This window comes from Pseudarthrobacter sp. H2, assembly GCF_050157045.1.
Classification (GTDB): Bacteria; Actinomycetota; Actinomycetes; order Actinomycetales; family Micrococcaceae; genus Arthrobacter.
The window spans coordinates 2,800,570-2,824,803 of record NZ_CP189594.1; the positions used below are offsets into that span (position 1 = coordinate 2,800,570).

Here is a 24,234-nt window from a genome sequence, read left to right on the forward strand (position 1 = left end):
CGGGCGGCGCCGGGCGCGGCACTGCTCTGGCGCCGGGCGCGGCGCGCCTCTGGCGCACCGCGTCCGGCCCGTGCAGACTTGGGTGGTGAAGCCATTCCTGCTTCTCGCCTCGCGCGCCGAGGACGGGGCCGCCGAGGACGAATACCGCGCCTACCTGCGCTACGCGGGGCTTGCGGCGGAGCAGCTGCACCGGATCCGGATGGAAGCCGCACCGCTCCCGGAGCTGGACCTCGGTGACTATTCCGGCGTGATTGTGGGCGGAAGCCCCTACACCTCCAGCGATCCTCCCGGGCTGAAGAGCGCCGCCCAGCACCGGGTGGAGCGCGAACTCGCCGCGCTGCTGGACCGGATCGTGGCCGAGGATTTCCCGTTCCTGGGCGCCTGCTACGGGGTCGGCACGCTGGGCCTGCACCAGGGCGCGGTGATCGACAGGACCTACGGCGAAGGGCTTGGCGGCGTGACGATCAGCCTGACGCCGGAGGGGATGCAGGATCCCTTGTTGAAGGGAATGCCGGAGCACTTCACGGCCTTCACCGGCCACAAGGAGGCGTGCACCGTCCTCCCCTCCCACGCGGTGCTGCTGGCCAGCTCCGCCGCCTGCCCGGTGCACATGTTCCGGATCAAGACCAACCTGTACGCCACGCAGTTCCACCCGGAGCTCGACGCCGAGGGGCTGGTCACGCGGATCGACATCTACCGCCACGCCGGGTATTTTCCGCCGGAATCGGCCGAAATGCTCATGGAGAACGCCCGGACGTTCAGCGCCACGGAGCCGATGAAGATCCTGCGCAACTTCGCGGAGCGCTACGCCGGCTGACCCGCGCCGCCCTTTCCCGCCGTTCCCGCACCGCAGCCTCTGCTGGCTCCGCGCTGCCCGCCTCTGCCGTTCCTGCCGTTCCTGCCCGGTTGGTTTCCGCCGGCCACCGAAAGGCCCGGCGTGTTCAGCCAGGCCGCCGCCAGCGGATACCCCCAGCAGGCCCAGCCACGCCGGTGTGACAGGAACTGTATACAAGTGACGTCGATCGCACTATCCTATGTGGGACATCCCATGTCTGATGTCAAGGGGGCCCCGGCCGCTCACGCTCAGATGTGGCTCGACGCAGCGGCCGTTCAAGGCCGCACTGAAAGGAACCGGATGACATTCCCGAACACTCGACGCCGCTGGAGGGGCGCCGCCAGGGCCTCGGCCGCTGGCGCCCTGTCCGCCAGCATGCTGGTGGCAACGTTGGCACCAGCACAGGCTGCGGAAACCCCGGCCCCCAGCTACGCCGAACAGGCATTGGCCGCCAATGGCGACAGTGCCATCAGTTCCACCCTTGCGCCCTTCTACCGGATTCCGGCCCTGGCCGACCTGGGGAACGGCGTCCTGCTGGCCGCCTACGACGGCCGTCCCGACGGCGGGGACTCGCCGTCGGCGAACTCCATCGTCCAGCGCCGCAGCACGGACAACGGCGCCACCTGGGGCGCCCCCACCTACATTGCCCGCGGCCAGCTGGCCGCCGCCGGCACGCTGCGCTACGGCTTCTCCGACCCCTCCTATGTGGTGGACAAGGAGACGGGCACCGTCTTCAACTTCCACGTCTACTCCAAGGACCAGGGCTTCGCCGGCAGTTCGTGGGCCACCGATGACGCCGACCGCCAGGCCATCAGCGCCGAGGTGTCCGTCTCCACCGACGGCGGCCTGACCTGGTCCACCGACCCGGCAAACCAGCCGTCCCTGCCCACTCCGCAGAACTATGCCGCCGGTTCCACGTACGCCGCCTTTGATGGTCCGCTCGTCACCGATGTGGCCAAGCCCGCCGGGACCACCGTCAACGGGGTCAGCGGCGTGGGTGGCGTGAAGGGCTTCTTCGCCTCCTCCGGCGAGGGCATCCAGCTCAAGTACGGCGCATACAAGGGCCGCCTCATCCAGCAGTACGCCGGCACCGTGCGCCAGGGGGACAACACCACGGCCATCCAGGCCTACAGCCTCTACTCCGACGACCACGGCAAGTCGTGGCAGCGCGGCGCCTTTGTCGGTACATCCATGGACGAGAACAAGACAGTGGAGTTGTCCGACGGCCGCGTGATGCTTAACTCGCGCGACAACGGCGGCGGCGGCGGCCGCCGCATTGCCATCTCCACCGATGGCGGAGCCACCTACGGCGCAGCCACCTATGACGCCGCTCTGGTTGATCCCCGGAACAACGCCGGCATCACCCGCATGTACCCGGACGCCGCCCAGGGCAGCGCCAAGGCAAAGATGCTGCTCTTTTCCAACGCGAACAGCTCCTCCAGCCGCTCCAACGGCACCATCCGCTACTCCTGCGACAACGGCACCACCTGGTCCGCCGGCAAGCAGTTCAAAGCCGGAACCATGAGCTACTCCACCGTGACTGCGCTCTCCGACGGCACCTTCGGTGTGCTCTATGAGGGCGATGCCAACAAGATCACCTTCGGCAAATTCAACGCCGAATGGCTGGACGTCTACTGCGGCGCCAGTGTCAGCGCCAAGGCCATCACCGGCGACAACGGCGCCACCGTCAACGCCGAGCTGACCGTCAGCAACACCGGCGAATCCGCGTTGGAAGGCGCGACGGCGACGTTCGCTGCGCTGCCCGGCTGGACCTTCGGCTCCGTTGCCGTGCCGAGCGTTCCCGCCGGTGGCGCTGTCACCGTCAGCGTCCCCGTGACGATCCCCGCCTACGCCAAGGCCGGAACCGCCAACATTGCCGCCAAGGTGGTTGCCGGTGCGCGTTCTGTGTCGGCGCCGGCCAAGGTCACCATCACCGGCGGCTCCACCGCGACCATCGTGGGCGCTGACATCAAGGGCCAGCGCAACGACGCCGGCCGCGACCTGGCCGCTGCCCCGTACGCGGCCGGGGATGCTGTGCCGTACAAGTTCACCGTCACCAGCCTGGGCAACATCACCGAATCGGTGGTGCCGCAGACCGGCAACTTCAAGCCCTTCGTCCCTGCCGACGGCGGCGGCAACTGCCGCTTCATGACGCTGGCCGTCTGGGCGGGCTACGACTGCGGCACGCCCAAGCACACCGTGACCGCCGACGAGGCGGCCCAGGGCTTCTTCGTCCCGGCCACCACCTGGCAGGTCACCGGCACCGGTGCCACCACGCAGAACTACGCCATCACCGGCAACGAGGTTGACCTGATGGTCCGCACCCCGCGCCTGGCCGGCACGGCCACGGCCGTCTGGAACGACGTCGACGGCGACGGCTACGCCACCCTCGGCGACACCATCAGCTACACGTACGGTGTTGAAAACACCGGCAACGTGCCGCTGGCCGAGGTGTCCGCACCGGGCATCTCCCTGTCGCAGGCCTCGCTTGCGGTGGGGGCCACGGCAACCGCCGCCTCCACCTATGCCCTGACCGCCGCCGACCTCGCCGCAGCGCAGGTGCCCGGCGTCGCACTGGCCGCCACGGCCAAGAATGGCGCCAAGACCGCCACCGCGGACCTGCCGGCGGCCGCCGTCGCCCTGCGCGTCCTGCCGGCAAAGCCCGCCGCCGATCCGGAGCTCTCCCGCGACAACCTCAAGGGGCAGCCGCCGGTGGATCTGGGCCTGCGTGCCGGCAAGTATGGCGTCGGCGACACCGTGGCCATCCACAATGTGGTCTACGGCCAGTGGTACTACGTGTACGTGAACCAGCACAGCTACCGCATCGGCTGGTTCCAGGCCGACCGGAACAACACTGTGGCGTTCACGCTGCCGGCCGGCACCAAGAACGGCAATGACAACCTGGTGGTGCTCGATTCCGCAGGAAACCAGCTTTCCTGGGGCCCATTCCACATGACACCCGGCAAGTAACCGTTATTAACAGATCACGCAAAACGCTCGGCTGGGGTATCCCAGCCGAGCGTTTTGCGTTGGTCTGTGCCCTGGGAAGCGTCAGGCCACGTTGTTCTCGTAGTCGAGGTCCCTGGTTTCCTTGCTCAGGAACAGCGCGACCAGCGTCAGCACGGACATGACGGTCAGGTAGACGCCGACCAGCACGGGGCTGCCCTTCGCCATCTCCCACAGCCAGACGGCGATGAACGGGGCCACCGCAGCGCCGAGGATGCTCGAGACGTTGTAGCTGATGGCGGAGCCGGTGTACCGGACGTTCGTGGGGAACAGCTCGGGCAGCAACGCACCCATGGGCCCGAAGGTGAGGCCCATGAGGGTGAAGCCCAGGATGAGCACGGCCATGGCGCCCAGGAAGCCGCCGCTGAACAGCGGGACAAACAGCAGGCCGAAGACGAAGATGCCGGCGGTGACGGCGATCAGCATCCTGCGGCGGCCGTACTTTTCGGCCAGCGGCCCGGAGACCAGCGTGAAGATGCCGAAGAACACGACGCCGATGATCAGCATCCAGAGGAAGTCGTTGCGGGTGTACCCCAGGCCGGGGACGAAGGCGGCGGCCGCGGCTTCGGTCATCGGCTTGCCGGCCTTCTCGGCGGCGGCCTTGGCGGCGTCCAGGCTGGAGGCGCGCGTGCCGTAGGTGAGGGTGAACGTCGTCATCAGGTAGAAGAGCACGTACGTGGCGAGCATGATGAACGTGCCCAGGATGAGCGGGCGCCAGCTGGTCTTGAAGACCCGGGCGATCGGCAGCTTGGCGACCTCGTTGGACTCGAGCACCTTGGTGAACGCGGGGGTTTCGATCAGCTTGAGGCGGACGTAGAGGCCGATGATGACCATGACGGCGCTGACGAGGAACGGCACCCGCCAGCCCCAGGCCTCGAACGCGGCCGGCGTCAGGGTGTAGCTGAACACCAGGAACAGGACGTTGGCGATGATGAAGCCGATCGGTGCGCCCAGCTGCGGGAACGTGCCGTAGACGGCGCGCTTGTTCGCGGGGGCGTTCTCGGTGGCCAGCAGGGCCGCGCCGCTCCATTCGCCGCCGAGGGCCAGGCCCTGGGCGAAGCGCATGACGACGAGCAGGGCCGGCGCCCAGAAAGTCCAGCCCGGGACCAGGGCGGTGGGCAGGCAGCCGATCAGGAAGGTGGCAATACCCATGGTCAGCAGCGACGCCACCAGCGTGCCCTTGCGGCCGAACTTGTCACCGAAGTGGCCAAAGACGATGGACCCGAGCGGGCGGGCGACGAACGCGACGCCGAAGACGGCGAAGGAGCTCAGCAGCTGGGTGGTCTCGTTCTGTCCCGGGAAGAACAGCTTGGGGAAAACCAGCACGGCAGCCGTGGCGTAGACGTAGAAGTCGTAGAACTCAACGGTGGTGCCGATCAGGCTGGCGACGATCACGCGGCCGCGCGAGTTCCCCTGTTTCGCGGACGCCTGCTTCGACAGGTTGACGCTGGATGACATGTAGTAGCACTTTCATGAAGACCGGTCACACTCGGAAAGGGACCGGTTAAAGGATAAGTATGCTTTCATAATAGTTCCCGCTGTCCAGCAAATGGACAAACGTTCCAATATGTGGACACTCGTGGCTATTTCACGGCCTGGTCCCCACACTGCGCCTCGCGGCTTCTCCTCACGCCGCCACGAAGGCCCCGATAGGCAAACGTCACAGCACGTTAACAAACTGCGACCGTCCCGGAAACGCGGGAACCCTACCGTGGAAGGACCACATCCCAAGGAGGTCTCCCCGTGACTGCTGAACGCACCGAAGATGTCCGCGCCACCCCGGCCGCCGACACCGCAACCCTCGAGCATGCCCCCGTCCTTGCCCCCGCCCTGGAATTCCGCCCCGGACGCTGGATCGGCAACTGGGATGCAGAGAACAAGGACCAGTGGGATTCTTCCGGCCGCTCCATCGCCAAGCGCAACCTGAACTGGTCCATCTTCGCCGAGTTCCTCGGCTTCGTCGTCTGGCAGCTCTGGTCCATCGTAGTGGTCCAGCTTCCCGCGGCAGGCTTCACCTTCAGCACATCCGAAATCTTCTGGCTGATCTCCATGCCCAGCCTCGTGGGTGCCACGCTCCGGATCCCCTATACCTTTATGGTCCCCCGCTTCGGCGGGCGCAACTGGACCATCGTTTCCGCCCTGCTCCTGCTCATCCCCTCAATCGGCCTGGCCATGTGCGTCTCGAACCCGGGCACCCCGTTCGGTGTCATGCTGCTCGTGGCCGCCCTCGCGGGCTTCGGCGGCGGAAACTTCGCCAGCTCGATGTCCAACATCACCTTCTTCTACCCGGCCCGCGAAAAGGGCTGGGCCCTGGGCCTGAACGCCGCCGGCGGAAACCTGGGTGCCGCCGTCGCACAGCTTGCCGTCCCGATCGCCATCACGCTGCTGGCCGCCGGCACCATCAACCTGCCGGTGGCCGGACTCATGTGGGTCCCGCTGATCCTGCTCGCGGCGTTCGGTGCCTGGAAGTACATGGACAACCTCACCAGTGCCAAGGGCGACGTGGCCGGTTCCCTCGCCGCGCTGAAGGAACCGCACCTGTGGATCATGGCTCTGCTGTACATCGGCACCTTCGGTTCGTTCATCGGCTTCGCCGGCGTCTTCCCCAAGCTCATCAAGGACTACTTCCCGGCTTTCTCCTCCATCGGAGTCGGCACCGTGGCGCTGTCCCTGGCCTTCCTCGGCCCGCTGGTCGGCTCGCTGGCCCGCCCCTACGGCGGACGCATGGCGGACCGGATGGGCGGTGCACGCATGACCGTCGCCGCTTTCGCGGCCATGGCCGTCATCACCCTGACCATGATCTGGACCCTGCCGCTGAAGAACTTCTGGCTCTTCCTGGTCCTGTTCCTGTTCCTCTTCACCGCCAGCGGCTTCGGGAACGGTGCCACCTACCGGATGATCCCGGTCATCTTCGCCACCTCCAGCCGGGCAGCACGCTCCGGCGCCAGCACGGTGGCCACCCAGCGCCTGGCCTCCTCGGCCCTCGGCCTGATCTCGGCGATCGGCGCCTACGGCGGGTTCGTTATCCCGCAGGTGCTGAACGCCTCCAACACCGCCAGCGGTTCCTACACACCGGCTTTCTACGGCTTCGTCGGGGCCTACGTCCTGATGCTGGTTGTCTGCTGGGCCTGCTACATCCGCAACGCCAACCGAAACGCGATGGGACACGTCTAACATGACCAACGGCGCCGACACGCACTGCCCCTACTGCGCCTTGCAGTGCGCCATGACGCTGAAGTCCCCAGAGGCTCTGACCCCGGCTGTCCAGCCGGGGTCAGACCCCGTGCCGGCGCCGTCTGCTGCACCCGTTCTTGAGGTGACCGGTCGGGACTTCCCCACCAACCGCGGCGGCCTGTGCCGCAAGGGCTGGACCTCGGCGTCGCTCCTGAACCACCCGGGCCGCGTCACCGAGCCGCTGCTGAAGGGGCCCGACGGCGTCCACCGCCCGGTCGGCTGGGACGAGGCGCTGACGCTCATCACCCAAGCGGTGAAGGACACCCGCACCCGGTACGGGGCGGACGCCGTCGGCGTGTTCGGCGGCGGCGGGCTCACCAATGAGAAGGCCTACCAGCTGGGCAAGTTCGCCCGGCTGGCCCTGGGCACCTCCCGGATCGACTACAACGGCCGGTTCTGCATGTCCTCGGCCGCCGCCGCCGGGATGCGCGCCTTCGGCCTGGACCGCGGCCTGCCCTTCCCGCTGGCGGACCTCGACGCCGCCAGCACCATCCTGATGCTCGGCTCCAACGTCGCCGAGACCATGCCGCCGTTCGTGCAGCACCTGCAGGGCGCGCGCGACGCCGGCGGGCTGATCGTGGTGGACCCCCGCCGCTCCGCCACCGCGGCGTTCACGGCCGACGGCGGCGGTCTGCACCTGCAGCCCCTGCCCGGCACCGACCTCGCCCTGCTGCTGGGCCTGGCCCACGTGGTGATCCACGAAGGCCTCGCCGACGCCGGGTACCTCGCCCAGCGCACTACCGGCTACGAGGCCCTGGTCCGCAGCGTCAACGCTTTCTGGCCCGAACGCGTGCAGTCCCTCACCGGCGTCCCCGCCGGGCTGATCCGGGACACCGCCCGCCGGCTGGCCGACGGCGCCACCCGGGGCGGCAGCTACATCCTGACCGGCCGCGGCGTGGAACAGCATGTCGACGGCACGGACACGGCCACCGCCGCCATCAACCTGGCCCTGCTGCTGGGCCTGCCCGGCTCCGCCCGCAGCGGCTACGGCACGCTGACCGGCCAGGGCAACGGCCAGGGCGGCCGCGAACACGGCCAGAAGGCGGACCAGCTGCCCGGCTACCGCAAGATCACCGACCCCGCCGCCCGCGCCCACGTGGCTGCCGTTTGGGGCGTGCCGGAAGCGCTGATCCCCGGACCCGGCCTCCCCGCCGTCGAACTGCTGAAGTCGCTCGGACAGCCCGACGGCGTCCGCTGCCTCTTCGTGCACGCCTCCAATATCGCGGTGGCCTCCCCCGATGCCAATTCGGTCCTTGCAGGGCTGCGCAGCCTGGACTTCCTGGTGGTCTGCGACTTCTTCATGTCCGAGACGGCCGCCGAAGCGGACCTGGTCCTGCCCGTGCTCCAGTGGGCCGAGGAGGAAGGCACCCTGACCAATCTCGAGGGCCGCGTCCTCCGCCGGCGCCGCGCCCTGGCTCCCCCGGCCGGGGCCCGCAGCGAACTGTGGATCATGGCCCGGCTGGCCGAGGCCCTCGATGCGCCGTCGACCTTCAGCGAGGACCCGGAGACCGTCTTCGAGGAACTCCGGCTGGCGTCCGCCGGCGGCCTGGCGGACTACTCCGGGATCGACTACGCCATGTTGGACCGCGGAGAGGAAGCCTACTGGCCCTATCCGGTGGGCAGCACGGGCACGCCGCGGCTGTTCCTGGACGGCTTCGCGCTCACCGGCGGCAAGGCCGTCCTGACCCCGGTGGCGCCCCGCCGCCGTCGTACGCCCGCCACTACCCCCGTTGGGGACGGCACAGCCCCGGCCGCCAAAACCATGACGCTCATCACCGGCCGCCTGCTGGAGCACTACCAGTCCGGCGCGCAGACCCGCCGGGTCTCCGAGCTGCTGGCCGCGCAGCCTGAGGCGAAGCTGCAGATCCACCCCGGCGCCGCGGCCTCGATGGGCATCAGCGAGGGTTCTTTGGTGTCCGTGGCGAACGAGCGCGGTGAGGTGCTCTGCCGGGCCGAACTCAGCACGGCGATCCGGCCGGAAACGGTCTTCCTGCCGTTCCACTTCCCGGAGCTGGAGAGCGCCAACCGGCTCACGGAGGCCGCCACCGATCCCATTTCAGGGATGCCCGAATTCAAGTTCAACAAGGTGTGGGTCCGGGTGGCCAGTGATTCCCGGACGCAGAACAGCGTTCTTCAGACATCGGAGGCCTCATGAGCGAGCGGATTGTTGTTGTCGGGTTCGGGCCGGTGGCCGCCAGGCTGGTCGACGAGCTGCTCCCGGCCGTGCGCAGCGGCCTGGCCCACCTGACTGTGATCGGCGAGGAGGCCGACGCCGCGTACAACCGCGTGCTCGTGGCTGACCTGGGCGTCGGGCGCACGACGGCGGAGGCGCTGGCCCTCGCCGATGCGGCGGCGCTGATTGCCGACGGCGTCGACGTCCGGCTGGGCGTCCGGGTCCGCCGGGTGGACCGTGCCCGCCAGCAGCTGATCCTCAGCGACGGCACCTCCCCCGGCTACGACCGGCTGGTCTTCGCCACCGGTTCCCGCCCGGTGATCCCCAACCTGACCGGGCTGAACCCGGATCCGGCCGCCCCCGTGCTGCCGGCGGGCGTGACCGCGCTCCGGGACCTGGCCGACGCGTCGGTGCTGCGGGAGGCAGTTGCCGGCGGCAAGCGGGTGGTGGTCCTCGGCGGCGGCGTCCTGGGCCTGGAAACCGCCCTCGCCGCGGCCGAGGAAGGCGCCACCGTGACCGTGGTGCACAACGGCCCGCACCCGCTGGGACGCAACATCGACCGCGGCGGCGGCGCCGTGCTCGCGGCGAGCCTGCGGGACTGCGGCGTCCGGGTGGCCGGCAATGCGCGGTCCACCGGTATCGAGTCCGGGTCCGCCGACGGCGGTTTCTCGGCCCTGGTGCTGGATGACGGTTCCGCGATCGACGGCGAGCTGCTGGTGCTCTCCTGCGGTGTCCGGCCGCGGACCGAACTGGCGGAAGGCTGCGGGCTCTCGACGGCGGCGGGGATCCTGGTGGACCACAAGCTCCGGGCGCACCACGAGCCGCACATTTTCGCGATCGGCGACTGCGCCGAGGTGCGCTGCCCGGATACTCATTGTTTGGAATGCCGGGCGGCGCGTGGCCCGTCCGGGCTGGTGGGTCCGGGCTGGCGGCAGGCCGAATGGTTGGCCGAGTACCTGGTGCTGCTGGCTTCCGGTACGCCTTCGGAGGCGGAGTCCCTGCCGGAGCTGGCGGCGGAGCAGCCGGGCGTGATTGTCCTGAAGGCCCGCGGCCTGAACATGGCCGTGGCCGGGGATGTTTCCGCAGAACCGTGGGACGAGGAAGCCCTGACCGCCGGGGCGTCGGACGGCCGGGCGCGGCGGCAGATCGCCCAGTGGGCCGATCCCGAGCACGGTCGCTACGTGAAGATGACCACCCGCGCGGGGGTGCTCGAGGGCCTCGTGGCTGTGGGCATGCCCCGGACAGCGGCCGAGCTGGTGCAGCTCTTCGAACGCGGCGCCGAGCTCCCCGCGGATAGGTCGCTGCTGCTGCGCCTGGACGGGCCGGACCAGGCTTCTACTGCTGGTGCTACCGATCCGGAGAGGACCGTGTGCCGGTGTGCCGGCGTCAGCGGTACGAAGATTGCCGCTGCTGTTGCGTCCGGGTGCGGGACAGTGGCCGAGGTGTCAGGCGCCACGCGGGCAGGGACCGGGTGCGGTGGGTGCCATGAGGACATCAAGGGGATTATCGAGAAGCACTTCCAGGGGGTGGTTGCGTAGACCCGTCATCTGGCGCCGTTAGGGCTGCCCCGGCGGATGGCTAGCTTCGCTTTCCACTTTCGGTGGCCGTGACGTTGAACGAAGCGTCAAGCTTCACGGTCGCTGTCGTACCGTCGGCTTTCCTGATGTGCGCCTCGTAGGCCGCACCCTCTGCATCGGTTTCGACGCGCAGGACGGTCGCACCGGGGTTGGCGGCGATCGCTGCAGCCTCGACTCTGGCGGCGGTATCTCCTGTCAGCAGCTGCTCGGTGATGCCGTTGGCCTGGTGGCCGCCTTTGGAGTGGTCGGAAGCGGACAGCGCTGTTGATGTTGCCGCGCCGTCGGGAGCGGCCATGGCGAGATACACACCGCCGCCAGCGAGGGCTGCGATAAGAGCTGCGCCTGCTGCGACGTTTTGAACTGTTTTCATCACATGCTCCTGATTTCCGCGATCAGGCCCATCGGTGCTTTCACTGACCGCTCTACGTCCGGGCTATCGCGTCCCAGCAACGCCACAGCGCGAGTGGATCCAGATAGGGACATTGTGGATTCTACGCATGTGTGTGGGTGACTACTAGGAGAAATTGAACCGTGAGCCTACACACCGCGCAGGACCCCGCCGGGGCCTTTGACTACGCCGACCTGACGCAGTTCCACAACAGCGCTTATGACACCCTGTACGGCATTATTCTCACCAGCGGCTGGTTCCTCTCACTGGCCGTCGGCATCGTCATCTATGCGGTCCGGCGGGTGGACAAGTCTAGGCTTCCTGCCGTCTGGGCGAAGAGGTCGTTCTGGGCAGCCGGGCTATTGCTCGTGGGCCCCGTCGTCGCCTCCGGAGCCTTGGATCTCCCCTTCGGCTCCGGAGACCAAGTCCCCAATTTTGCTGGCCTGTTCAAGGGCTCAAAGACCGGAGACCCGCCTCGCCGGCCGGCGCACCGGCTCTAGGTGCGTGGGTCAGTAGTGAGGGTGCCGGTTTTTAAAACGCCGGCAGATTAACCGGGGCCGGTTGGGGGTGGCTGGGAGAATCGGGGTATGGATACCGGTTCTTCCGCGCAGGATGGTTTGTTCGACGAGTCGCTCGTGGAGCGGGTCGGGCAGCCCACCGATGTGCCGATGGATGCCAACGGCGGGGTCAACAAACGCTTCAAGGCCTTCGAGCCCGATGCGGTGATGCTGGTCCCGCCGTCGCTGGATGAATGGTTGCCCCAGGGCCATCTGGCCCGGTTCATCGCCGAACTCGTCGACGGGGAACTGGACCTGACCCGGTTCCACGCCTCCTACGCCAAGGCCAAGGGCCAGCCGCCGTATGATCCGCGGCTGATGCTGCGGATCCTGCTCTACGGGTACTGCGTCGGGGTAAGGTCCTCGCGGGAACTGGAAAAATCCTGCACGGACGTGGTCGCGTTCCGCTGGCTGGCCGCCCAGCAGGCCCCGGATTTCCGGTCCATCGCCCGGTTCCGCGAACGCCACCTCGCGGCGCTGGCCAACGTGTTCCTGCAGGCCCTGGAGCTCTGCCGGGCCGCGGGCATGGTCTCGTTGGGCCATGTCGCACTGGACGGGACGAAGGTGCGTGCCAACGCTTCCCGGCACAAGGCCATGAGCTATGCCCGGCTGACGGAGAAACAGAAGGTCCTGGCCGATGAGATCAGCGACCTGATGGCGGAGGCGAAGACCGTGGACGCGGCCGAGGACGCCCGCTTCGGGCCGGGCAAACGCGGGGATGAACTGCCTGCCGAACTGGCCAACCGGGCCCGGCGCGCCGAGGCGATGAAGACCGCCCGGGCATCCATCGAGGCCGAGGCCGCGGACAGGGCCCGCCGTGAGGCCCAGGAGAAGGCCCGGTCCCGCGGGGACGATGACGACGATGTCTCGGGCAAGGGCGATGCCGCCGCTGCCGCGGCGGTGCCCAAGCCCACCGCCCAGCGCAACTTCACCGACCCCGACGCGAGGATCATGAAGACCGCGGACGGTTCCTACCACTACTGCTACAACGCCCAGGGCGTCGTTGATAAAGATCACCAGGTCATCGTTGCCACCGAACTGACCAACACCGCGGTGGACGTCCAGCAACTGGTCCCGATGGTCAAGAACGCGCAGGACACCCTGGAAGCCATGCCCGGGAAGTGGAGCGCCGACGCCGGGTACTGCTCGGCAGCGAACCTGGAACACGTCAAAGACCTCGAAGCCGGCGCCGGCACCGAGTTCTTCATCTCCACCCGGCGGATGAAACACGGACGCCCGGTCCCGGACTCGCCCAGGGGCAGGATCCCGGCGGACGCGACCCTGGCCGAGCGGATGGCCCGGAAACTGAAAACGAAGAAGGGCAAAGCGGTCTATGCCCGGCGCAAAGCCATCGTCGAACCGGTCTTCGGACAGATCAACACCCGCCAGGGCAAGCATGTCCTGTTGCGCGGGCTGGAGAAGGCATCCGGGGAATGGAAGCTGATGGCCGGCTGCCACAACCTGCTCAAACTCTTCACCTACCGCACCGCCACGGCCTGAACACGGCCGGGACGATGCCCCGGGATCAAACCTGCAGCACCGGACCGCGCCCCGCGGGAGCCTCCCAGGCTTCCTTCCGCGAAAACGCCCGGAGACCGGCCCCCTTCCACGAAAAGGCGGCCGGCCTCTGGACCATCACGACTCAAACCAGCGGAACCGTCAAACCACTACCGACCCACGCACCTAGGAGTCAGTTCTCGAGGTCGTCGGGGTCGAACTGGCTCAACGGAGCCCGAAATTCACCTTGTCGTCGCTGGCATTCGCTTCCTCGCCGGTGGGCACTTCGCCGAAGTCGACATCGGCAGCCGCCTCACCGGGCTGCCACGGCATAACTCGCAAGATGTGGAAATAACGAAGCCCGAGATGCCCGGGAGAACTGGGGCATTCGTGGCCTTCCTGCCGACGAGTTGGAACTCAACTGCCCAGTAAAGGTGACCGCAAAGCGGCTAGCCACGGCGAACATGCGGGTTTAAGAGTTGCTCGCCGTCGCTCGAAAGTGTGGTGAAGGTACACGTTCTTTTCGTACGTATCCCATCATGCGACGAGTTCGCGTGGACGGTGCAATCCCAGGTAAGCCCGAATATCTGTCACGCACACCCACTCTTGGGAACAAAACAGCCCACGCAGCCGAAGGCGGCTTCGGTTGCGTGGGCCAAAGTGCCTAACTCGGCGTGCAGCTGCTCGCTGTATCGGCCGGGATGCCCAGCTTCAGTCTGATCTTCTGGGCAGTGGCGGCAGGGGGCGGCGAATTTACCCACGTGTTCCAGGCTGCAATTAAATTGGCGTCCGTAGTTTGGTTTGCCACGTTTTCGGCGCCGCTAAGGTCTGCGTACATCGCTTCCGCCAACGTGGCTACGTCAGGCTTGACCGCTTCCGGCCACATTACCTTCTGGTCTGAGAGCGTTTCGATAGTCTTGCGATAGCTGTCGCGTAGAGCCGCGGCGGCGCTCTTAGCTGCCAGAAGGTCCAGCGGTTTCGTTTGGACCGTCGTGGCGGCCTTGTCTGCCAAGATGTTGCTGGGACAGACGGCAGCCAAATAGGCCTTTCCTGCCTCGGCGGCACTCATGACAGTAGGGGTCGGTGTGGGCGTCACCGAGGTACTGGCGCTAGTTACTGCCGACTCGGTCGCGGTGCTTGCCTGAGGCCCTGCCCCGCAACCCGAAAGTGCAAGTGCGGCCAGTGCCACGAGGGCATACTTCTTCTTCATTTTTCCCTTTGGGTGTGGACCTTGAATAAAAACGATCAGCGGCCGTTAGGCTGCCTAGGTTGAAAGCACGAGTGTGATAGCCAAGCGATGAGAAGCCGCTGCAGGAGAGTCCGAGGGGGCTTCGCCCATTAGGCCGTCAGATGGGATTAGGCGCTTCGCCAGCGCAGCTTGCCATCGGAGGCTGGAGCACAAACCATTGCCTTACCAGTCTTGCTGACGCCAGTTCCGCCACTGCAGAAGGCACCGGGGCTCACGTATCCCGCAATGGGTGCTGGGTCGGCGGGCGCGACAGGAGCAGCGGGAACCGGAGCCTGCGCAGCCTTGTCGGCTGCAGCCTTATCCGCTGCTTGCTGTGCGGCGGTGGCCTGATCGGCCGCCATTTTGTCAGCCGCGGCTTTGTCCGCTGCCGCCTTGTCCGCGGCGGCCTTGTCAGCAGCCGCCTTTTCTGCCGCTACTTTATCGGCTGCCGCCCTGGCCACGATCACCTTTGACTCCGCTTCAGGCAGCCACACCAGACGCTGATCCGCACCCATGGTGCAGACGAAGACATCACCGTTGTACGTCTTCGTCTCGTTGGCCGTGAGGCAGGCAGTCTTAGCGGGGTTCGTTGCGGTTGTTGTCGGAGTGGGAGTCGCAGTTGCGGAGGCCGAGGACGAAACCACGGCGGACTTATTTTGGCTTCCAGTCGACGAGGCAGTCGCGCCGCCGACGATGCCTCCGACGATGAATACTACGATTCCTGAGCCGGCAACCAGCAGGGCGCTCTTGCGGTGAGGAATTCCGACCCATGTCCGTCGCTTGAACAGGAGCGCATAGAGACCCGTGATCAGGGCGACTACGCCCAGGATGATTAGGGCGCCGCCGAAACCGCCCGCTGCGGCGAAGATAATGACCAGAATCAACACGATGGCCGCCACGATCCAGAAGGAAATTGATGGGCGCCAGCCGATTTTCGGGCGCGGTGAAGCTTTTGCAGTATCGAGCATATTTCCCCCAGGAAATTAATAGTGATGCAAATGTGACGAAGTCACGGTAGCACCGTGGGAGACGGTCTCGGGAGCAGCTCCAGGAGATGGTCCCAGCATTACGGAAATCGACGCACTACCTGACCTCGTCCGAGGGCGCCGGCTGTTGATGGTAAGACATCGACTTCGAGTAACGGCAGCGCAGACCTCCTCCGTTCAGGTGCCTGATCTGCGTTGACCGCGTTGAACTCCGGCAGCCCAGAACTTCTTCAAGCACACTTCACTAACCCTTCGTTGCCGGCGCCAGCAGGAGAGGACTCGGTTGAGTATCATCAGGGGATGAGATTCAGGAACGCATCAAAATGGCTGCAAGTCGGCGGCGTTGTCACGGGAGTAGCGGCAACCATTGGCGTCGCGGCGGCGGTCATATCCGTTGAGAGCCAGGGTCCCCTGTGGACCTGGCCCTTCATCAGCGCTTTGGTCACCGGGTGCATCGGACTTGCAGCTTTGGCTATTGGTGTGTTTGCGGCAGACACGGCGGATACTACTGCCGCGTCCTCCATTGAACAGAGCCAGACGGGCGGCGCCAGGTCCACCAACTACCAAGCTGGCGGGAATCTAACCATACGCAGCAATAAAGAGCTGTGAAGCAACAGCAAGAGGGGGGCGCCAACTCTGAAAATTATCAGGCTGGCGGCAACATCCTAGTCAATAACAACAACGGCCTGAGCTACCATGACGTCAAGCAAGTTACCCAAGACGTCATGCGTGCTGACTTCACGGCATTTTCCGCGGTAGCCCTGCAAACGGTCAATGAACGCTTTGACTATATGTCTTCAGAATTTTCGCGACGACTCTCGCAGTTGCCACCAGAAAATCAGAAATCTTTGGAAGACCCTGATGTCCAGTACGCCATTAGCAGTGCAGGAAAGTCGTATGCCCGCCGCGGTACCGAAGAGCTAGCGTCGGTCTTGCTTGATTTACTCACCGACCGATGCACCGCACCCAGCGAGAGCCTACTCGCCACAGTACTCAACGACGCGATCGAAATAGCCCCGCGCCTAACAAAAACGGAGAGGGCGACGCTAGCCGTCGCCTGGCGGCTCCTTCGTACAACCTCGCCGGTCGACACCCCGGAAGGTTGCTTCAGGCTACTGCGGCACTCCGTCGCTCCATTCATCGGCGAACTCGTGAAATCGGATGCAACATACCTGCACTTGCAATCACTTGGATGCGCAGCAGTAGAGACCTTCAACGGCACTAGCCTCCACGATGTGTTCTCCACGTACTACCCCGTCGCGTTTAGCGCTGGCCTGAAGCCAGAAGACGTCCCGGAGCGACTTCGACCCTTCCTGCCGGATCCCATGATTTTCAAAGCATGTGATCACCAGCCCGAACTGCTCCAGGTGGCCCCGCAAAACGGAACGGCTATTGAGCTCCTGTCCCAACATCTCGGCGGGGCAGACGTGGTCCAGGAACTGCAGTCCCTCCAAAAGAACAACGTACTGCCGGAGGCCATGGTTCGGGACATGGTAATCGAAGCCATTCCGGAGTTCACCAGACTCTATGAAGTCTGGGACACCCTAGGATCGCTCAAGTTGAGCGCCGTAGGAATAGCCATTGCGCACGCCGTGACAGTAGAACGTCTCGGTAGTGGGCCCGACCTGAGGATATGGATCAACGAGGACTAGGCATGGATCTAACCAAGTTCGCCCTCGACCACTTCAGCAACGACTTCGTTCGGCCCCTTCACCGTGACGGCGCACGACGCGCTGCTGCTCGGGTTCTCCCTGGTGCTCAGGTGGCGCAAGCGCATTTACCGGCGCCGGGAGCGGCAGTGTCCGAAGAGCACGTTCAGTTACGAGCACTGGTTGCTCGGCCCGCGGGAGAAACTCACCGTGCGCGCCGCGCGCTGGGCAGTGGACTCGCTCAAGCACCACGACACGTCGGTCTCGGACCTTGCCGGCAACTCGGAGTTACCTGGCGAACCGCGTGGGACGCAATCCAGGCGCTGGCCGGCACCGAGCTGGCTGACCCGGGCCGTCTGCGCGGCACCGGATCGCTGGGCGTGGACGAATACGTCTGGAAGCACACCGGCTTCCGTTCCGAACGAATGGTCACCGGCATTGTCGATCACACCCGTGATCACAGCGGTAAACCCCGCGCGGCGGCTGCTGGACCTGGTCCCGGGGCGCTCCGGTTCCGTTTATAAGGACTGGCTTGAAAACCAGGGTTCACGGCAGGCATCACCACCGCGACCCTGGACCCGTTCCGCGGCTACGCCAACGCCATCGACGACTGCCTGTCCGAAGCCGTGACCGTTTCGGATGCGTTCCACGTCGTCAAGCTCGGATCCACCATGGTCGATGACATCCGCCGGCGTGTGCAGAACCGGACACTTGGCCACCGTGGTAGCAAGAACGATCCGCTGTTCAAAATCCGAAGGACGTTGCTCCAGGGCGCCGAACACCAGACGGACAAGCAGCTCGCTGCCCTGAACACACACGTCTGGAAGCCGGCGATCCGGACAGTGAAGTCACGATCGGCTGGCACTGCTATCAGGAACTGCGCCTGGTCTACCACGTCCGGCACCACGACGGGAAACACACCCTGCAGAAACTCCTGGACAAATACACCAGCAGCCCGATCCCGGAGATCAAACGACTGATCGGCACCCTCACTCGGTGGAAAACCGAAATCAGCGCCTACTTCGATACCGCCGGAGCGTCCAACGGGCCCACCGAAGCGATCAACGGCGTCATCGAAACCACCACGCGGATCGCCCGCGGCTTCCGCAACTTCATCAACTACAGAATCCGCTCGCTACTGGCAGCCGGAGGCTATCGCCCATACCGGAATTAGGCCCACCTCACCACGCTTCACTGGGAAGAGCTCGATAAACCCTCCGCCCTCCCGGGGCACCCAGTTATCGTGGGTCTAGAAGCGGCAGGCACCCGACGGCGTCGAACCGTCACAATCTCGTCTGAGCACCCACGCGTCACAGGAATCGGGCTCGAAACAAATGGCAGGTAGCATCGGGGCCATGAATGCCGACGAAGAAGACGACATCACCGAAGAACTGCTGGCCGACGCTGAGAAGCTCACCGGGCTCAGCCTTGAGCTGCTGGGGCTCGACCCGCATCCGGATGACATGACCGAAGAGCAGCGGCTCCAGTTTGATCCGGAGGACCTGGCAGAGATGGCCGCCGACGCTCCCCAGGGGCGCCAGAAATCCGTGCTCCAGGCGCGGCTGCTGGCAGGACTGCTCTGGAACTCGTCGAGCATCCTCCTCGACCAGCTCTTCCGTGATCTTGGCACGCTCAGTGAACTGGAGACCGTCACCCCGGCCGACATCGCCGGGTCCTCGGTCCTGTCCTCGCTGCCGCCGCAGTTCGCTGCCAGCTACGACCAAAAGTTTGCGCAGAAGTTCATCGTCGTCGCGGCCGACGTCACCGCGGCCCTGGTCCGGGGCTGGACCGCCCCCGGGTGCCTCGCCGCCGAGCTCGCCGTCCGGTGCCTGCTCGACCAGGCGGAAATCACCGAGGAAATCTACGAACTGGACCTTCCGGAGGACTGGCGGGCGGACGTCGAGGAAGTGCTGCTGGAGGACGCGGACAGCGAGGCGCTGTACTCGGACAGGCTCGATGATCTCGAAGATGACGCCAGGGAACTGGACTTCGAGCACTGGTTCAAGCCTTTCGCCGCCGGCGACACGGTTCCGCCGTACGCCTATTCCTGAGGCGGCGGCGTAGCCATGTCGGCCAAGCTCAATGCCGCACAGAGTGCGTACCGGAGGCAGATCAGGGCGAATTCATCACGTTGATTCGCCCTGATCTGCCCGCAGGCGGGATGCCGAAATCTATCTCAACGGCCGGTGCCGGCCTTTAGGAAGCCTGGCTGGCAGGGTCCGGCAGCACTCGTCGCCGAGCCGGGCCCCCGAGACCTACATGTGGACGTGCAGGCGCCGGGCCGCTTCGGAGATGGAGCCGCTCAGTGACGGGTACACCGTGAAGGTGCTGGCGACGTCGTCGACGTGCAGTTTCTGGGTCACGGCGATCGAGACCGCGAAGATCAGCTCGGACGCGTTCGGGCCCACGACGACGCCGCCGATCACCGTGCCGGAGCCCTTGCGGGCGAAGATCTTGACGAAGCCGTCCTTGTGGTTACGCATCTTCGCGCGGGCGTTGCTGCGCAGCGAGAGCTTGATGACGTCGGCCTGGTACTTGCCGGACTCGATCTCCGCCTCGGAGACGCCCACGGAGGCGATTTCCGGCGAGGTGAAGATGTTGGAGGCCACCTGGTGGAGCTTGATCGGCATGACGGCGTCGCCCAGGAAGTGCGCGACGGCGATCCGGCCCTGCATCGCCGCGACCGAGGCCAGAGCCAGGACGCCGGTGCAGTCCCCGGCGGCATAGATGTTCGGGGCAGTGGTGCGCGAGACGCCGTCGACCTTGATGTGGCCGCTCTCGGTGACCGCCACGCCGGCCTCCTCGAGGCCGATCCCGTCCGTGTTCGGGATGGAGCCGACGCAGACGAGGCAGTGGCTGCCGGTGACCTTGGAGCCGTCGCCGAGCGTGACCACCACGCCGTCGTCGGTACGTTCCACGGTCTCGGCGCGTGAGCGGGACAGCACCGTCAGCCCGCGGCGTTCGAAGACGCCCTCGAGGACCTCGGCGGCGTCCGTGTCCGAGCCCGGCAGGACGCGGTCGCGGCTGGAAATCAGGGTCACCTTGGAGCCCAGGCCGTTGTAGGCCGAGGCGAATTCGGCGCCGGTGACGCCTGAACCCACCACGATGAGCTCCTCGGGGAGCTCGTCCATGCTGTAGATCTGGGCCCAGTTCAGGATGCGGACGCCGTCCGGCCTGGCGGTGGGCAGTTCCCGCGGGTGCGCGCCGACCGCTAGCAGGATCGCGTCCGCTTCAACGGTCTCGGTGCCGTCCGAGGTCAGCACCTCGATGGTGTGGTTGTCCAGCATCCTGCCGGAGCCGATCAGGATGCGGACACCCTGGTGCTCCAAGCCGGACCGGATGTCCTCGGACTGCTTCCGGGCCAGGCCGAGCAGGCGGTCGTTGATGTGTTTGAGGTCGGCACGCATCACGGGGGCGAAGTCGCCGCCGTCGACGTCGAACTTAACTCCCAGCTCGCCCGCCTCGGCGACGCGGGTCATCAGGTCCGCCGTCGCGATCAGGGTCTTGGAAGGTACGACGTCGGTCAGCACTGCCGAGCCGCCGAGGCCGGCGCGTTCGATGATGGTGACCTTCGCACCGAGCGAGGCGGCGACCATGGCGGCTTCGTAGCCGCCGGGCCCTCCGCCGAGGATTGCGATGCGGGGTGAGCTGAAATCGGGATGCGTAGTCACAATCAGCCATTGTCCACCATCCGGACCGGCAGCACCAAGAATCGTCGGCTGGCGCCGTGCTGCCCCCGGTGCTGGGCAGCACGGCGTCCGCACGGTAACTTGTACCGGTGAATACACCGGATTCCCTGACCATGGACCCCTTCGACGCCGCCCGCGCCGCCGCCGACTACATCGCCGCGGAAACGGGCGTGGACACCCACGACGTCGCCCTCGTGCTCGGCTCGGGCTGGGCCGACGCCGCCGGGCTGATCGGTGAAACCACCGCGACCCTCTCAGCCGACGAGGTCCCCGGCTTCTCCTCCCCGGCCGTGGAAGGGCACACCGGCACCATCAGCTCCGTGCTGACCAGGGAGGGCAAGCGGGCGCTGGTCCTGGGCGCCCGCACCCACTACTACGAGGGCAAGGGAGTCCGCGCCGTGGTCCACGGCGTGCGCACCGCAGCGGCCGCCGGCTGCCGGACCCTGGTCCTGACCAACGGCTGCGGCGGCCTGAACGAAGACTGGGCCCCCGGCACCCCCGTGCTGATCAGCGACCACATCAACCTCACCGCCGCCTCACCGCTGGAAGGCGCCACGTTCGTGGACCTGACCGACCTGTACTCCGCCCGGATCCGCGGCCTCGCCCGTGAAGTCGACTCCTCGCTGCAGGAAGGTATCTATGCGCAGTTCACCGGGCCGCACTACGAGACGCCGGCCGAGGTGCAGTACGCCAAGCGGATCGGCGCGTCCCTGGTGGGCATGTCCACCGCCCTGGAGGCGATCGCAGGCCGCCACGCCGGCATGGAGGTGTTCGGCATCTCGCTCGTGACCAACCTCGCCGCCGGAATCAGCCCGCTCCCGCTCAGCCACGAGGAGGTCCTCGAAGCCGGCCACGCCGCAGGCCCGCGCATCTCCAGACTGCTCGCCGGGATCATCGCCAGGCTCTGAGGCCGCTCTCAGTCCGCGCAGCTCAGTCCGCGCAGCTTAGTTCTCGCAGTTCAGTCCGCGGCGGCGAGGCAGCGCAGGGCCTTCAGCCTGTCCTGGGGAAAGCGCCGTTCCATCGAATCGGCGAGCCCGCCGATGGTCTGGCGTGCCAGCGCCTGGCGCCAGGCCAGCTCGGCCTGGCGCATGGTCTGCGAAATGAGGCAGGTCCGTGCGAAGTTCTCCTGGCTGTCGGCCTCGGGCACGTTCCCCAGGACGGCTTCGCAGCGGAAGGCCGGATCCTGGCCCTCGAGCGCCAGGACAATGTCCAGGACGGTGATGTTTTCCGGCCTGCGCGCCAGGTGGAAGCCGCCGCGCGGCCCGGAGACGGACGCCAGGATACCTGCGCGGACCAGCGACTGGAGTTGTTTGTTAAGGTAGGCGCCCGGGAGGGAGTAGAACTCCGCCAGCCGTGCACTGTTCACCGCCTCCCCGTACGGCGTCCACGCCATGTTGACGCAGCTGTGCACAGCCCATTCCACCCCCCGGCCCATCTTCATATTGCAGACGTTACGTGTCCGGAAAAATGGGTGTCAAGGGCGGAATCCCCGGAGGACATGCCCATTCCTCGCTCCCAGGACTGGGCATAACGGGATCCTGTCCACCCGCCAGCCCCAGCGTTGGGCATGTCCCGCGGCCAGCGTTGGGCATGCCCGGCGGAATTTGGCGATAGTTTGGTTCCTATGACGTCCTTTGATGCCGAACTGTCCCGGCTGGTGAGCGAGGCCCGCGCTTGGGCTGCCCAGGACCCGGACCCCGCCACGGCGGCGGCCTTGACCGCGCTCGCCTCCCTCGCGGACGACGGTGATGCCGCGGCCCGCCAGGAGCTGGCGGACAGCTTTGACGGCACCCTGCAGTTCGGCACCGCGGGACTGCGGGCGGCGCTGGGGCCGGGGCCGAACCGGATGAACCGCGTCGTCGTGCGCCGCGCCGCCGCCGGCTTTGCCGCTTTCCTGGCGGACGCCGTCGCGCAGGCCTCCCCCGGGACCCGGCCGCGCGCCGTCGTCGGCTACGACGGCCGCCACAATTCCGATATATTCGCCGCGGAGACGGCGGCGATCCTCACCGCCGCCGGGATCGAGACGTTCCTGCTGCCGCAGGCGCTCCCCACGCCGCTGCTCGCCTACGCGGTGCGGGCGCTGGAGTGCGACGGCGGTGTGATGGTCACCGCCAGCCACAACCCGCCGCAGGACAACGGCTACAAGGTCTACCTGGGCCGCCATGCCGTCGAGGACAGCGGACGGGGCGCGCAGATCGTGGCGCCCTACGACGCAAGGATCGCCGCGAGGATCGCCGCCGTCGACCTGGCCTCCATTGTGCTCGCCAAGGACGGCTGGACGGTGCTGGACCGCTCGATCGCCGGAGGCTACGAGGCCGCCGTCGCTCACCTCGCGGACCCGGAACACTTCCCGGCCCGGGACCTCAAGATCGTCCTGACCCCCATGCACGGCGTCGGCGGCGCGACCGCGGTCTCGGTGCTGAACGCCGCCGGCTTCGGGGACGTCACGCTGGTCACGGAACAGGCGGCACCGGACCCGGACTTCCCCACCGTGAATTTCCCGAACCCCGAAGAGCCGGGCGCCCTGGACCTGGCGCTGGAAACGGCGGCCCGCGTGGACGCCGACATCGTGATCGCCAACGACCCCGACGCCGACCGCGCCGCGGTGGCCGCGAAGGATCCGGACACCGGGGCATGGCGCATGCTGCGCGGCGACGAGGTCGGAGCCCTGCTGGGCGCGCACGTCGTGGCGCGGCTGGCCGCCCGCGAAACCGGCACCCCCGGTGACACCGCCGGCGACGGCGACACCGCCGGCGGGGGCGTTTTCGCCAACTCGATCGTGTCCTCGCGGCTGCTGGCGCGGATCGCGGCCGCGGCAGGCTACGCCCACGAGGAAACCCTGACCGGCTTCAAATGGATCGCCCGCGTGCCCGGGCTGCTGTTCGGCTACGAGGAGGCGCTGGGCTACTGCGTCGCCCCCGCACTGGTCCGGGACAAGGACGGGATCTCCGCCGCGGTGCTGATCGCCGAGCTGGCGGCAACGGCCAAGGCCGCCGGCAGGACCATCTTCGACACCCTCGATGAGCTGCATCTGGTGCACGGGCTGCACGCGGGCGACCAGCTCAGCATCCGGGTCGCGGACCTGGGCCTGCTGGATGCCATGATGGACCGGCTGCGCGTCAGCCCGCCGGAATCGTTCGGCGGCTCCGCCGTCGAAACGGCCACCGACCTGGCGCAGGGCAGCGGACCGCTCCCGCCCACCGAAGGCCTGCTGTACCTGACGAAGGACCTCAGCCGCGTGATCATCCGCCCCAGTGGGACGGAGCCGAAGCTCAAGTGCTACCTGGAGGTCATCCGCAGCGTCGGATCGGCCGCCGAACTGCCGGCGGCGCGGCAGGAAGCCCGCGCCGCGCTCGACGGCGTCCTGGCGGACGTCCGCGAGGCCCTCGGCCTGTAAGGCCTGTCTCCAAGGCCG

General features: G+C 66.8%; 19 protein-coding genes and 1 pseudogene. 14 read left to right on the forward strand and 6 right to left on the reverse strand.

Annotation, left to right across the window (positions count from 1 at the left end; all coding sequences use genetic code 11):
* Positions 1-85: 85 nt before the first annotated feature.
* Complete coding sequence (locus tag ACQCSZ_RS13260; protein WP_427004239.1) at positions 86-817, forward strand: glutamine amidotransferase; 732 nt, start codon at positions 86-88, stop codon at positions 815-817.
* 318 nt (positions 818-1,135) lie between these two features.
* Positions 1,136-3,805: an exo-alpha-sialidase gene (locus tag ACQCSZ_RS13265; RefSeq protein WP_427004240.1), complete on the forward strand. Its 2,670-nt coding sequence runs from the start codon at positions 1,136-1,138 to the stop codon at positions 3,803-3,805.
* A gap of 81 nt (positions 3,806-3,886) precedes the next feature.
* Here ACQCSZ_RS13265 and ACQCSZ_RS13270 read toward each other — a convergent pair whose 3' ends face one another.
* Positions 3,887-5,299: an MFS transporter gene (locus ACQCSZ_RS13270; RefSeq protein WP_427004241.1), complete on the reverse strand. Its 1,413-nt coding sequence runs from the start codon at positions 5,297-5,299 to the stop codon at positions 3,887-3,889.
* Between the two features lie 285 nt (positions 5,300-5,584).
* Between ACQCSZ_RS13270 and ACQCSZ_RS13275 the strand changes: the two genes are divergently transcribed.
* From ACQCSZ_RS13275 to ACQCSZ_RS13285, 3 genes are read left to right on the forward strand one after another with little or no spacing between them, the layout of a single operon-like run.
* Positions 5,585-7,015 carry an MFS transporter gene (locus tag ACQCSZ_RS13275; protein ID WP_427004242.1) on the forward strand — a complete coding sequence of 477 codons (1,431 nt, stop codon included), beginning with the start codon at positions 5,585-5,587 and terminating at the stop codon, positions 7,013-7,015.
* Between the two features lies 1 nt (position 7,016).
* The gene (locus ACQCSZ_RS13280) at positions 7,017-9,230 is read left to right on the forward strand and encodes a molybdopterin oxidoreductase family protein (RefSeq protein ID WP_427004243.1); all 2,214 of its coding nucleotides are present in this window, start codon (positions 7,017-7,019) and stop codon (positions 9,228-9,230) included.
* Entirely contained in the window at positions 9,227-10,786 is a 1,560-nt protein-coding gene (locus tag ACQCSZ_RS13285) for an FAD-dependent oxidoreductase (RefSeq protein ID WP_427004244.1), read from the forward strand. Before ACQCSZ_RS13280 ends, ACQCSZ_RS13285 begins: the two co-directional genes overlap by 4 nt.
* Positions 10,787-10,826: 40 nt before the next feature.
* On the opposite strand, the gene ACQCSZ_RS13290 is transcribed toward ACQCSZ_RS13285, so the two are convergent.
* A complete protein-coding gene (locus ACQCSZ_RS13290; RefSeq protein WP_427004245.1) occupies positions 10,827-11,195 on the reverse strand; it encodes a hypothetical protein in 369 nt (122 codons plus the stop codon).
* A gap of 161 nt (positions 11,196-11,356) precedes the next feature.
* Between ACQCSZ_RS13290 and ACQCSZ_RS13295 the strand changes: the two genes are divergently transcribed.
* Positions 11,357-11,713, forward strand: coding sequence for a hypothetical protein (locus ACQCSZ_RS13295; protein ID WP_427004246.1), 357 nt, complete (start codon positions 11,357-11,359; stop codon positions 11,711-11,713).
* Between the two features lie 168 nt (positions 11,714-11,881).
* On the forward strand, positions 11,882-13,270 hold the full coding sequence (locus ACQCSZ_RS13300; protein ID WP_427008300.1) for an IS1182 family transposase: 1,389 nt from the start codon (positions 11,882-11,884) through the stop codon (positions 13,268-13,270).
* A 661-nt stretch (positions 13,271-13,931) separates the two neighbouring features.
* On the opposite strand, the gene ACQCSZ_RS13305 is transcribed toward ACQCSZ_RS13300, so the two are convergent.
* Entirely contained in the window at positions 13,932-14,336 is a 405-nt protein-coding gene (locus ACQCSZ_RS13305) for a hypothetical protein (protein ID WP_427004247.1), read from the reverse strand.
* 287 nt (positions 14,337-14,623) lie between these two features.
* Positions 14,624-15,463 carry a hypothetical protein gene (locus tag ACQCSZ_RS13310; RefSeq protein ID WP_427004248.1) on the reverse strand — a complete coding sequence of 280 codons (840 nt, stop codon included), beginning with the start codon at positions 15,461-15,463 and terminating at the stop codon, positions 14,624-14,626.
* A gap of 318 nt (positions 15,464-15,781) precedes the next feature.
* Between ACQCSZ_RS13310 and ACQCSZ_RS13315 the strand changes: the two genes are divergently transcribed.
* From ACQCSZ_RS13315 to ACQCSZ_RS13335, 5 genes and pseudogenes are all read left to right on the forward strand, one after another.
* Positions 15,782-16,090 (forward strand): hypothetical protein, encoded by a 309-nt coding sequence (locus ACQCSZ_RS13315; RefSeq protein ID WP_427004249.1) that lies wholly within the window; start codon positions 15,782-15,784, stop codon positions 16,088-16,090.
* Entirely contained in the window at positions 16,087-17,133 is a 1,047-nt protein-coding gene (locus tag ACQCSZ_RS13320) for an LPO_1073/Vpar_1526 family protein (protein ID WP_427004250.1), read from the forward strand. The genes ACQCSZ_RS13315 and ACQCSZ_RS13320 overlap by 4 nt, the downstream gene beginning before the upstream one ends.
* Positions 17,134-17,687: 554 nt before the next feature.
* Positions 17,688-17,939, forward strand: a pseudogene (locus tag ACQCSZ_RS13325) (transposase); the annotation flags it as partial.
* Positions 17,940-17,983: 44 nt separating this feature from the next.
* Positions 17,984-18,304 (forward strand): ISL3 family transposase, encoded by a 321-nt coding sequence (locus ACQCSZ_RS13330; protein ID WP_427008333.1) that lies wholly within the window; start codon positions 17,984-17,986, stop codon positions 18,302-18,304.
* Between the two features lie 181 nt (positions 18,305-18,485).
* Positions 18,486-19,181 (forward strand): hypothetical protein, encoded by a 696-nt coding sequence (locus tag ACQCSZ_RS13335; protein WP_427004251.1) that lies wholly within the window; start codon positions 18,486-18,488, stop codon positions 19,179-19,181.
* Positions 19,182-19,385: 204 nt separating this feature from the next.
* Here ACQCSZ_RS13335 and ACQCSZ_RS13340 read toward each other — a convergent pair whose 3' ends face one another.
* Positions 19,386-20,801 carry an NAD(P)H-quinone dehydrogenase gene (locus tag ACQCSZ_RS13340; RefSeq protein ID WP_427004252.1) on the reverse strand — a complete coding sequence of 472 codons (1,416 nt, stop codon included), beginning with the start codon at positions 20,799-20,801 and terminating at the stop codon, positions 19,386-19,388.
* A 107-nt stretch (positions 20,802-20,908) separates the two neighbouring features.
* On the opposite strand from ACQCSZ_RS13340, the gene ACQCSZ_RS13345 reads away from it, so the two are divergent.
* On the forward strand, positions 20,909-21,727 hold the full coding sequence (locus tag ACQCSZ_RS13345) for a purine-nucleoside phosphorylase (RefSeq protein ID WP_427004253.1): 819 nt from the start codon (positions 20,909-20,911) through the stop codon (positions 21,725-21,727).
* Between the two features lie 50 nt (positions 21,728-21,777).
* On the opposite strand, the gene ACQCSZ_RS13350 is transcribed toward ACQCSZ_RS13345, so the two are convergent.
* Positions 21,778-22,260, reverse strand: coding sequence for an RrF2 family transcriptional regulator (locus ACQCSZ_RS13350; RefSeq protein ID WP_427004254.1), 483 nt, complete (start codon positions 22,258-22,260; stop codon positions 21,778-21,780).
* 183 nt (positions 22,261-22,443) lie between these two features.
* Between ACQCSZ_RS13350 and ACQCSZ_RS13355 the strand changes: the two genes are divergently transcribed.
* Positions 22,444-24,216 (forward strand): phospho-sugar mutase, encoded by a 1,773-nt coding sequence (locus ACQCSZ_RS13355; RefSeq protein ID WP_427004255.1) that lies wholly within the window; start codon positions 22,444-22,446, stop codon positions 24,214-24,216.
* Positions 24,217-24,234: the final 18 nt, after the last annotated feature.